The sequence below is a fragment of the Empedobacter sp. R132-2 genome (genome assembly GCF_030324375.1).
In the GTDB taxonomy this organism is placed as follows: domain Bacteria; phylum Bacteroidota; class Bacteroidia; order Flavobacteriales; family Weeksellaceae; genus Empedobacter; species Empedobacter falsenii_B.
This window is the reverse complement of record NZ_JACAGG010000051.1, coordinates 1-11534: the sequence shown is the minus strand read 5'-3', so window position 1 is coordinate 11534 and position 11534 is coordinate 1. Positions and strand designations below refer to the sequence as shown.

The window sequence follows — 11534 nt, the reverse complement described above, 5'->3', positions numbered from 1 at the left end:
GACCTACATTATTGCGTTTTAGAATACGATAAACACTTGATTCTGATATTAAAATATCATGATAACGTTCTAAATACAATTTAATTCGCCAAGTCCCTAATCTATGTTCTTTTCGAAGTTTTAATATTTTATTTACAATTTCTTGCTTGATTTGATTGGGAAATGTACGAGTTATTGTTTTCTTTCTAAGTAAACCTTCTTCTCCGTATTCATCATATGCCTATTTCCATTTATAACTACATTTTGTTATCTGATCAAATAATCGAGAATTAAAAATTCGAGTAAGTATTATTAATTTATTTTACTACTTTTTCTCAAAATCAAGTAGCCTAATACTCCAGCAATTAAAGATGTTAATAAAACGGCTAATTTAGCTTCATCAATTAATATTTCACTATTAAATGATAAATTAGATATAAATATAGACATCGTAAAACCGATACCAGCTAATAATCCTACACCTAAAATATGGTTTAAATTACTCCCTTCTGGTAACTGACCAATGCCAAATCTTGAGCAAATAATGGAACTTAATACAATACCTATTGGTTTACCAACTAATAAACCTAATAAAATACCTAATCCTAAAGGAGAGCTTAATCCTTCAAGCATCTCGTTATAAATAGTTATATTAGTATTAGCAAATGCAAAAATTGGAATAATAATAAAGTTTACAGGCTTTACTAAGGCATGTTCTAATCGTTCTAATGGCGATTCTTGATCAGTATTATTTGTTGGTAAAGTCATTGCTACTAATACACCTGCTATTGTAGCATGTATACCCGAATGATGTACAAAATACCATATAAATATTCCTGGAATCAAATATAAATAAGGATTCTCAACGTTTAATCTATTCATTAACACTAATACTCCTAGGCCTACACCCGCATACATTAAATACACTAAGTCTATACCTGATGAATAAAATAAAGCTATCACTAAAATAGCTATCAGATCATCCACTATAGCTAATGCAGCCAAAAAAATCTTTAAACTTATCGGAATCCTTTTGTCTAACAATGATATAACTGCTAATGCAAATGCAATATCTGTAGCCATAGGAATTCCCCATCCACCTGAAGTATCCAAACCTATATTAAAATATATATATATTAACGCAGGCACTATCGCACCACCCATTGCTGCTAAAATAGGAAGAATAGCTTTTTTAAGTGATGATAGTTCACCTTCTACAATTTCTCTTTTTATTTCTAGACCTACAAGTAAGAAAAAAATAGCCATTAATCCATCATTAATCCACATGCTTGTACTATACTTTAAATGAATCCAACTATTTTCGACTCCAAATTCATAAGATAATACACTTTTTAATGTGTCACTTAAAGATGAATTAGCTATAATTAAAGAAATCAGTACGCATAAAAAAAGGAGGAAACCTCCAAAATTACTCGACTTAATAAATTCTTTGAATATTTTTAAATTGATAGAACTAGCCATAATTTAACTTTTATTATTTTAGAGCAAGATAATAAAAAATATGCAACTTCATAAATTGGCTTTCATTGGGTAAAATATCGTCATCTCATACTAACATTTCTGGCAATAAAAAAGTTATATTCTAAAAACAACTAAACCTTAACATAATTTCTAAAGCAATTCATCAATAAATCCCCATTTTGAGTGGAATTCTAAAAGAATTTTGTATCGAGAAAAAGGTTTTTAAATAATCTGGTTAAAATAAGATCACCTTATATAGAACAATTCTAAAACTCATCAAAAATGAGATGTTTTTCAAAAAAATAAGTTCTATTTTTAAAAAATGAGTAGAATTAACAAAAATTGGTCTGTTTTTTCTAAAAATAGGTGTTGACTTGCTCAATAACTTCTCTGAACTTTGTATAGCATTAACCGTTAACCCTTTACCGTTAACCGTAAAACACAAAAACATGAGAAAAGTAACTCCTATTTTACAAACACTCATTTGCTACCTTTTTATTGTTTTATTTGTCTATGCAGCAGTCAGTAAGCTTATCGATTTTGAGACTTTTCAAACGCAATTGGGACAATCACCCTTATTAGCTAGTTATGCGATTCCTATTTCGTATGGAATTATTGCTATAGAACTTGTAACAGCAATCTTTTTGATGTTTGAACGGTTCCGAGCATTCGCTTTACAGATTTCACTTTTCTTAATGGTGATGTTCACGACCTATATTATCATTATTCTACATTTCACGGCATTTACTCCTTGTTCATGTGGTGGTGTTTTAGAAAAATTGGGATGGACAGAACATCTCATTTTTAATGGTGTATTTGTAGGACTGGCTTTAATTGGCATTAGAATAGCAAACAACTCTCAAGCAGGGAAACGCTATATCATTCAACAGTCTATTATAATTCTAATTGGAATCGTTAGTATTTCCATTTTATATGGTTTATCAGAAAAGAAATCTCAGTATAACAATGCGTTTACGCGTAAATACATTCCGCATTTAGCCGAAAAACAAACTACTTTCGACTTAGAATCAACAGGATATTATATAGCAGGAATTGACAGTTGTTATCTCTATTTAGCCAATACAGAAACACCTTTATTTCTTAAAAGATATGATTATCTCGCTAATCAAATGAAAGATATAAAACTAGAGATTGATCAATATAACCTGCCTTATAAAAGAGTGATTGCTTATGTACAAATACCTTATTTTTACTTAGGAGACGGTTCGGTTGGCATTTTATTTCGAGGTAAAATTGATGATTGGAAAGCAAAGACTATTTCTAAAGGAGAGGTGTATTATAATCAATTTGTAGTCGCAGATTCTTCTAAGTTTGGAATAGCAACTTATAGTACAAAAGTAAAAGCTAATGTATTGGGATTGTTATCAGAGCATCAACTTCAGCTTAACTATAACAGTCTAGAAAAAAAACTTGACGGTACATTTGAGTCAGATGGTTCATTACTATGGAATCCCCAATTGAAAAAGTTTATCTACGTCTATTACTACAAAAATCAGTACCTCGAATTTGATGCTGAGTTAGCTGAAATGAATACGGGAAATACCATTGATACTATTTCTAAAGTTCAGATCGATGTAGGCTATTATAAAAAAACAAAGCAATATAAGCTAGGTCCACAAACCTTACTTGTAAACAAATTAGCCTCTACTTATGGTAACCAACTCTATATATCGACGGATCGACTAGGCAATTTCGAACAAAAAATAGAAGGAGCAAGTAGCATAGATCAATATGATTTGGTGAACAAAACTTATACCCATAGCTTTTACCTCTACCATTCGCCTAAAAATCAACTAAGAAATTTCACCATTTACAAAAACAAAATATTTGCGATTGTAGATCATGAACTTTATATCTATAACAAAAGAAAATAAATCGTTGCGCAACGCAGGGGATGACCGAAAACCTGTACAATAGAGTAAGTCACCACATTAAAATTATACAAAATGAAAACAAATTTTCTAAAAAAAGCATTACCGATTGGGGTAGGAATGATGGCTGTTGCTTTTGCATTTGCCACTGAAAGTAAAACTTCTCAAAACAATGAAGAAGAAGTATTAATGACAGGATATATTTACAATTCTGCAACAAATCATTGTGATGAAGTAAAGGTTGATTGTAATTTAACGGGGAGCATACCATGTACTATTGGTGAAATCGGAAATGAACAAGATGTTTTTGAATTGAGAGATTCTTCAGAAACATCTTGTACGATTCCTTTATATCGTCAATAAATATTTAAGTTTAATTTAAATAGGAACGGAGCATCATGCTCCGTTCTTTTATTTTAAATACGTATCAAACCAATTTAAAATTGAGTTAGATAGAAAAACTTGATTTTGTTTTTTTGTTAAAGTATGTTCTTCATCATCAAACAATAACATTTTTCCTTCTTTTCCTAATCGATTCATAGCCATAAATAAATAAGTACTTTGATTAGCATTAATATTGGTGTCTTTTTTTCCTGTCCAAAGTAATAAAGGTATTTTTAGTTTTTCGATATGATACAGAGGCGAGTTTTTGAAATATTGATCTTTTATCTTGTAAAAACTATCTCCCATACGGAACTGAAAACTTTCTAATCGCCACAATTGATTAGTGGAAAATGAAACACTAATATCATGGTAAAAACTAACTAAATCAGTCACAGCAGCCCCAGCAACGGCTGTTCTAAACAATTTTGACTGTGTAGCAATAAAGGCTGTTTCATATCCACCAAATGAATGTCCAATTAAACCAATTCTTTTTTGATCAATTGTTGACAGTTCTACTGCTTTTTTAACCGCATTTTCTACACTTACCAAAGCAGAAATACCTGGATTACCAATTTCATATTCTATATCGGGTAACAAAACAAAGTACCCTTTTGTAATGTAATTAAGAATATTAAATCCATCTTTAGCGTATAATGTTGGAATAGTAAACTCATTTACTTTTTTCGATGTGTTTTCGTAAATGTACACAACCATAGGATATGCTTTAGTAGAATCGTACTGAGAAGGGTATAAAAGAGCCCCATTCATCACGTTTCCATTTATAGATGTATAGTTTATATTTTTAGAAAAACCTAAGTCGTATTCACTTAGCTTAGAGTTGCTTTGGTAAATAATACGCGTTGTATGATTAGTGGAAAGTTCATGAATTGAAGGTGATTCATTGTATTTTGCTTTTCTATAATACAATTTATTTTTGTTGCTATCACTGTAAATTTGATTGATTTCGGCATCCGTACTAAAAGAATGTATCACTTTTCCCTTTTTTAAAATCGCTATTCCATGTGACTGATCATCTTTATGGTGTTTAATAATCAGTGGTTTATTCATGTCAATACTACGATTTGATGAGTTCGTTAAATTAAGAGATGCCAAACGATTATACTCTTCTTTTTGTTCTCCAAAGGTAATTTGCTTTACTTCATTTTTATCTATACTAAACTGCCACAAATCATAGGTTGAAGTTAGTAGAATAGATTTTTCATCTTCTGACCAATAGGGCTGATCAAAAGGTGGTTTGTCAGTATCTGCTTTAGTTCTATCATAAAAATCTTGAGAAAGAACTGTTGTTAGTTTCTTATGCGTTTGTTTTTTTAAATCATACAAATTCCAGTTATTATTTTTAAAATAAGCAATGTATTTTCCGTTTGGAGAAACGGAAATAAAATTAGGATTGGTATACAGACTATCGATTATTTTATATGATTTTTTTGATTGATAATCATTTAAATAAACATCTGCAATCTCAAAATATCTATATTGTGGTTCGTATTGTTTTCTATCAAATGTTAAGGCAAAAGGGACATGATTATCAAGAGAAAATTGTTTTCCTTTTATTTCCATAACAGTATTGTGCTCACCTACAGACCAAATTAATCGTTTATACGCATCCTGTATTTTTATTCTTTTATCTTTGAGATAGTCCCACGTATCATTGGTAGACCATTTTTCAATTCCTTTTAAAGAATCTTCGGTACTTTTTTCATTTAGTTGAAATTCAATATACTTTCCATCCGCTAATACACGAATAGATTCATCCATAAAATGATAAGAAGGATTTATTTTCAACCAATTTTCTACATTGATGAAATTCAGCCTTTTTGTTTGGAATGCATAACGAACTATTTTTCTCTTTTCATTTTCTTTTTCAAGAAATGAAAAATACTGTCCATTTTTACTCCAATTATTTAGAGGAGATCGATCATTAAAAATGTATGTACCTGTGTCACTTGATAGCTGATCAATAGCCTCTAATTTTGAGGTATAAAAACCAACTGTTTTTCCATCCTTAGAAAGAATTGCCAATGTCGATGAAGCAGGGCTCCAACTAAAGTTGGAGACATCATGCTTTGTAACGAAATTTACTGTCTTGGTATCGAATAACGTTAAAATATCATCAGCTGATAAGTAAGCAAGCTGTTGATTTGTTGCGTCAAATTCTACTTTTCGAATTGGTTTATTCAACACAAGAACGCTTTTCGAATTTCTTAAATCGATTATTTCAAGTTTGTTTTCACTTAAAAGGATTGCAAAATTTTCGTTATTAGAAAATAAACTCTTTTTTGTATTATCTCTTTCTATTACATTTGAGGTTGAAGGATGAAATAATCGGACGATATTCTTACCTGAGAAGAACTCAGAGGTTTCAATCCAATTTCCGTTAGCACTAATATTACGAATTGTTGTATTAGTAGACCATATACTGTCTAAATCGTGTGTATATGTTTTCTTATTTATCTCTTGACCAAAGACGTTGTAGGTCGAGAGAACAAATCCCAATAGGATGAGGAATATTATTTTACTTATTTTTTCCATTGGTACTAATTCTGATGTTTGTATGAATGCCTTTTTATGATGTTGTATTGTAGTACAACTTCTTAATAGCCTTGGTTTTGTGGTAATAGATTTGGATTAATTAAAAGTTCAGCTTCCGGAATTGGTAATAATACATCAGTTGCTTTCCAATTTGCTTTTATCGGACTTAAGACTTGATCTGCCAATTTCCATCGTTTCAAATCAAACCAACGATGACCATGTTCTGTAAATAATTCATGTTGGCGTTCCGTTACAATTGCTTCAAAAATATCTTGAGAAGATGAAGTTGTGATAGGTGTTAATCCAGCTCTTTTTCGAATACTATTTATATCCTCTTTTGCTCCATTCAAATTGCCTAATCTCAATCGTGCTTCAGCTCGAATTAAAATCTGTTCAGCAAGTCTAAAAACAATGGTATATTCTTTACTTGTTGTTGTCGCATACTTTTCTTTGTATTTAAAGGGCATCACCCAATTTTTCCCATTAGTAGTAATTTGTTTTGTCCACAGTTGTTTTCTCAAATCAGTTGGCTCAAAAGATTCAAATAGGTGAGGGGATAAAGATGCATTAGGAGGAGGACCAGCCTCAAAAATGTAAATACCACCTTCATTAGAATTTCCACCTTCTACTTTAGCTTTTAATTGAAATAGTGTAGAACGACTTTCTTTCAAAAACTCTTTATTCAACTCATTCTCTAACTGAAATTTACCTGAATTTATAAGTTCAGACGATTCAATTTCAGCTTTTTCCCATTTCTCTTGGTAGATGTATAGACGTGCTAATATTGCTGTAACATTATATTTGTTAGCCCTAAGGTTACTTGTAGCCGATGTAAGTTCACCTAATTGTTGTTTAGATTCAATAAGATCTTCTTCAATTTTTAAAAGTACATTTTGATGACTTGTTTTTGAACTTTTTTGATTAATCGTATAATCTGTTGTCGTAATAAATGGAATATCTCCAAATAAATTGGTTAAATAGAAATAAGTTAACGAGCGGATAAATAGTGCGTCAGCTTTGTATTGTTTCTTTTGCTCATTGGACAATCCTTTTGATTTTTCTACTCCTTCTATTACCGCATTGCATTCGTATATTACTTTATAGGAATTTGTCCAAATCCCTTTTACACCGTCATTTGTTGGGATAATTTGATGTCTGTAAAATAAATCCGTACCGCTATTAGCAGTAGCATAACTATCTAACTCGTCTGAGTAAATTCCCATGTAAAAACCAGCACTAGATAAATTTCCAGCTATTAAGCTGTTATCACGTAATAATGCATATAAAGTAGTTACAGCGGCTTGCGCTGTTTGGTTTGTTTCAAATACATCTGTTTGGTTCAATTGCCCTTTTGGAGAATCCAATTCCACAAAATTCTCACAACTTATTATCGTATTTCCTATTAGGAAAACGAATAAAGAATAGCTTACTATGTTTTGATATTTTTTCATAATTGTGTCATTAAAAATTAGCTTTAAACCCTATCGAAATTCTTCTCAAAGAAGGTAGATAACCAGTATTTTGTTCCGGATCACCATATTTATACTTACTCCATGTCCATAGGTTTTGACCTTGAGCATAAATCACATATTGATTGGACTGATTTTTACTTATAGGAAGTTTATAAGACAATGACACGTTTTTCAATCGAATAAAAGAGGTATCGGTTATCATTGCATCGCTACTATTGTAATTAGAATAGGCAATACTAGCTGCTTGATTTGCTCCGCTCGAGTAATTTTGTAAATTCCCATTTACCACAGAAAAAGGCTGATTACTCATTGTACCTGGCATAGCATAGCTATAGAATTCATTAAATCCTTTTTTCTTAACGAATTGGAAAAAGAGCTCGATATTAAAGTTTTCATACGAAACAGAATTAGAGAATCCACCATAAAAAGAAGGATCTAATGATACAACTTGTTGTTTATCTTCTATTGCAGTTATCTTTCCATCACCATTATAATCTCTAAATTCATACAAACCAGTAGTTGGATTAATCCCTTGCAGATGATACATTTTCTTAGTGTTCAATGATTTTCCAATCACATACATATTTGCATAGGAGGTGTTTTCTAAACCATCAAATGCCACCAATCTATTTTTAGGAATAGTAAGATTAAAAGAAGTAGACCAGTTGAATTTAGCAGATTTTATAGGATTAACTTGCAGATCCATTTCCCAACCTTTATTTTCTACTACAGCATTCAAATTTGCTTGTATAGAGGTGAACCCCGTTATAGCCGGTAAGCTATAGCCAACCAATTGGTTACTTGATCGGTTTTGATAATAATTCAGCGTTAGGTTAATTCTATTTTTTAGGAATGCTGTTTCTAAAGCAAATTCCAACTTTTTATTTTTCTCCCATGAAAAATCAGGATTATACAAACGTGCTGTTGTCAATAGTATATTCCCATCATATCCATTCTGACTGATGTTATAGGTATTTAGATATTGATAATCTCCAATCTGATCATTTCCTGTTACCCCATAGCTTCCTCTCAATTTCCCAAAACTTAACCATGATACCTCACGTAGAAAACTTTCTTTCGAAAAAAGCCAAGCAGCACCAACTGCACCAAAATTTGCAAACCGATGATTAGGACCAAATCGGCTCGATCCATCTCGTCGTCCCGTCAAGTTAACGAAGTATTTTTCGTGTAGATTATAATTTACTCTTCCATACAAAGCAGCATATTTATATTGCTCTTCAGTATCCTTGTATATCGTCACGTTTTTAGCCGCGCTTAATACATTCATTAACTGGTTGTCTGTAAAACCATTTGCCATAATCACCAACTTAGTTGTTGTTTGGCTATTTAAAGTCCCACCAACTAATACGCTTAGTTTACTCGAAGCAGTTAAATTAAAATTAGCATCCAATTGGGGTTCTATTAACCACCCTTCATGATGACCAGAATTTTTTGTCATGTTAGATTGTTGACTTGTAGCACCAAAAGAAGGATTGCGAATAGTATGTGGATTAAGTTGACTATCATCTAAATCTGATCGATTGTATCCTACATTAGATCGTAAAACAATATTATCTATCAACTGATAACTTGTATTCAGATTTGTATTTAGATTACGTGTATTATTGCGGTAACTGGCATTGAGTGCTGCAAGTGGGTTTGTCCAAGTATTGTTTTCCCAATTTAAGCTACCATCTTCATTAAACAACCGTGGAGCATTTGGAACAAGCGTTCTTGCAATTCTGGTCAAATCTTGTGTAGGCAAATAGTTTTTATCCTGTCCATAATTAGTAGTCCATTGCAGTTTTAGTTTGTTATTCGCTGTTTTATGGTTTAATGTCGAAAAAAAGCTCAATTTATTGTAAGCATAATTCCCATAGAAAACAGAAGACTCTTTCATTATATTAGCACCTATCATAAAATTAGTTTGCTCATTTCCACCATTAATAGAGGTACGAATGTTGTGATTGAAAGCTGTATTCCCAATAAGTAGTTTTTGCCAATCCGTATATCTGGTCATATCCCATGTTCCATTTATGTCATAGGCTGTCGTAGGGTATTTCGTTACACCATCATTCACAAAGGCTTTTTTTCTTATATCTAGATATTGTTCGGTAGTAAGTAGTTTAGGAAGCTTTGTTGCATTAATAACAGTGGTAGAAGCATCTATAGAAATACTTGTTTTTGTCGCTTTTCCTTTCTTTGTAGTAATCAATAGCACACCATTGGCTCCCCGTGATCCATAAATAGCAGTAGCATCAGCATCTTTCAAAACTTCGATAGATTCTATAGATTGTGGATCAATATAATTTAAAGGATTTATAGACGAATTTATAAATAGGACTCCGCTTGTAGATCTATCTCCCATCGAATTGGTGTCAAATGGAACACCATCTACTATAAATAGAGGATTATTCCCTGCAGCAATACTATTCTGTCCTCTAATCTTCACCTCATATCCTCCTCCAGCCACTCCAGAAGTTGGTGTAATCTCTAAACCAGGGACACGACCTTGCAAAGCATCTAAAATAGAATTCACGGGCTGATTCTCTATTTCTTTAGCCGTAACACGTGCAATAGACCCCGTTCGTTCTTTGTCTTTTACAGCATAGTAGCCTGCATTGACCACCACATCTTTCAGCTGAATCTCCTCCTCTTCTTTTGTGAAACGTACATTGATCACGCTTCTATTCAATACCTCTTCTTCTCGAATAGGGAAATCCAATTGCTCAAAAATTAGCTTTGCATCATCCTGTTGTAAGATCAACGAGTAATTTCCATTGTCATCAGTAAAAGTGGAATTATCGGTTCCCTCCTCTTTTACCATTACGCCCACTAGCGGGACTTGAAGTTCTTTTACCGTTCCAGTCACGGTTTTTCCTGTTTGTGCTAATAAAGGTGTTGCACAAAACAATCCCAATAGCACACTTATTATATGCCTATTGAGTTTGAAGTAAAATATTTTCATAATTTTACATAGTTTTTTAATTCAACATTTAGTTTTAAAAGCCACTCCTTTTCCTGTACATCGCGCCAACTTTGTTTATGGGAAAGGGGTTTTTGTTTTTTATTTCAAATTTGTTCTTTATTTTCATTTTTTTGCTCATCCAAAAAAACGAAACAAAAAAAGATGTCGACAGTAGTCTCTCAATGATTCAACTAACTAAATTATTTCCATAAAGTTGGCAACTCGCTCCACTCAAACACTCCAACTTTTTTTATTCCAATAATTTAGAGTTTAATTACATTTCGATTCTAAATCGTCGGATTTTTTTAATTCCTTTTTCAATATTCAAATCTCTTTTAACAACAAATTCCAAAGCGACATACGATTTGCAGACGAGCTTCAATCCATTGAAACAAGCGTAAAAAAGATTAGTGAGCGATATGTTTACGTAATAAGTTTTACGCTTAACGATTTACGTTTTTATTCTTTTTTCAATATTCATATCTCAAATCAATCATCTAATCTGTACTTTTTACTTAATACTTAATACATAATACATAATACTTAATACATCACAACTACTACATTCTACAACCCCTCAATTCTCACATCGAATATCGAATATCGTATATCTAACATCTACATAATACATAATACATTTCACAAATCGAAAATCGAATATCTAACATCTACATCCTTAGCAATCATTCCCCTTTATCACCTACCAATTTCGTTCACAGCTCGTCAGGTTTCAATCACTTAAAGCTATTCAGTCTACATTCGAATTGTTGCTGAACCAAGTCAAATAAAGTTTAATTTAATCAC

At 31.8% G+C, this 11534-nt stretch carries 6 protein-coding genes and 1 pseudogene; 2 read left to right on the top strand and 5 right to left on the bottom strand.

The features are described from left to right. A pseudogene (locus HXZ69_RS15345) lies at positions 1-205 on the bottom strand (helix-turn-helix domain-containing protein); the annotation flags it as partial. A gap of 86 nt (positions 206-291) precedes the next feature. Beyond that, a complete protein-coding gene (gene nhaA / locus HXZ69_RS14485; protein WP_286496385.1) occupies positions 292-1461 on the bottom strand; it encodes a Na+/H+ antiporter NhaA in 1170 nt (389 codons plus the stop codon). A gap of 449 nt (positions 1462-1910) precedes the next feature. On the opposite strand from nhaA, the gene HXZ69_RS14480 reads away from it, so the two are divergent. Both HXZ69_RS14480 and HXZ69_RS14475 read left to right on the top strand, forming a co-directional pair. After that, the gene (locus tag HXZ69_RS14480) at positions 1911-3356 is read left to right on the top strand and encodes a DoxX family protein (protein ID WP_286496383.1); all 1446 of its coding nucleotides are present in this window, start codon (positions 1911-1913) and stop codon (positions 3354-3356) included. A 72-nt stretch (positions 3357-3428) separates the two neighbouring features. Further along, entirely contained in the window at positions 3429-3716 is a 288-nt protein-coding gene (locus tag HXZ69_RS14475; RefSeq protein WP_038337094.1) for a DUF6520 family protein, read from the top strand. A gap of 48 nt (positions 3717-3764) precedes the next feature. Here HXZ69_RS14475 and HXZ69_RS14470 read toward each other — a convergent pair whose 3' ends face one another. The 3 genes from HXZ69_RS14470 to HXZ69_RS14460 all read right to left on the bottom strand — a co-directional run bounded on the left by HXZ69_RS14470 (position 3765) and on the right by HXZ69_RS14460 (position 10688). Further along, positions 3765-6290: a prolyl oligopeptidase family serine peptidase gene (locus tag HXZ69_RS14470; protein WP_286496382.1), complete on the bottom strand. Its 2526-nt coding sequence runs from the start codon at positions 6288-6290 to the stop codon at positions 3765-3767. Between the two features lie 62 nt (positions 6291-6352). Continuing rightward, a complete protein-coding gene (locus HXZ69_RS14465) occupies positions 6353-7741 on the bottom strand; it encodes a RagB/SusD family nutrient uptake outer membrane protein (protein ID WP_286496381.1) in 1389 nt (462 codons plus the stop codon). 10 nt (positions 7742-7751) lie between these two features. Then, a complete protein-coding gene (locus HXZ69_RS14460) occupies positions 7752-10688 on the bottom strand; it encodes a SusC/RagA family TonB-linked outer membrane protein (protein WP_286496386.1) in 2937 nt (978 codons plus the stop codon). Positions 10689-11534: the final 846 nt, after the last annotated feature.

What these genes read in the sequence shown, in the direction of transcription:
- nhaA (WP_286496385.1), bottom strand. Translation starts at nt 1,461, where the DNA reads ATGGCTAGTTCTATCAATTTAAAAATATTCAAAGAATTTATTAAGTCG.
- HXZ69_RS14480 (WP_286496383.1), top strand. Translation starts at nt 1,911, where the DNA reads ATGAGAAAAGTAACTCCTATTTTACAAACACTCATTTGCTACCTTTTT.
- HXZ69_RS14475 (WP_038337094.1), top strand. Translation starts at nt 3,429, where the DNA reads ATGAAAACAAATTTTCTAAAAAAAGCATTACCGATTGGGGTAGGAATG.
- HXZ69_RS14470 (WP_286496382.1), bottom strand. Translation starts at nt 6,290, where the DNA reads ATGGAAAAAATAAGTAAAATAATATTCCTCATCCTATTGGGATTTGTT.
- HXZ69_RS14465 (WP_286496381.1), bottom strand. Translation starts at nt 7,741, where the DNA reads ATGAAAAAATATCAAAACATAGTAAGCTATTCTTTATTCGTTTTCCTA.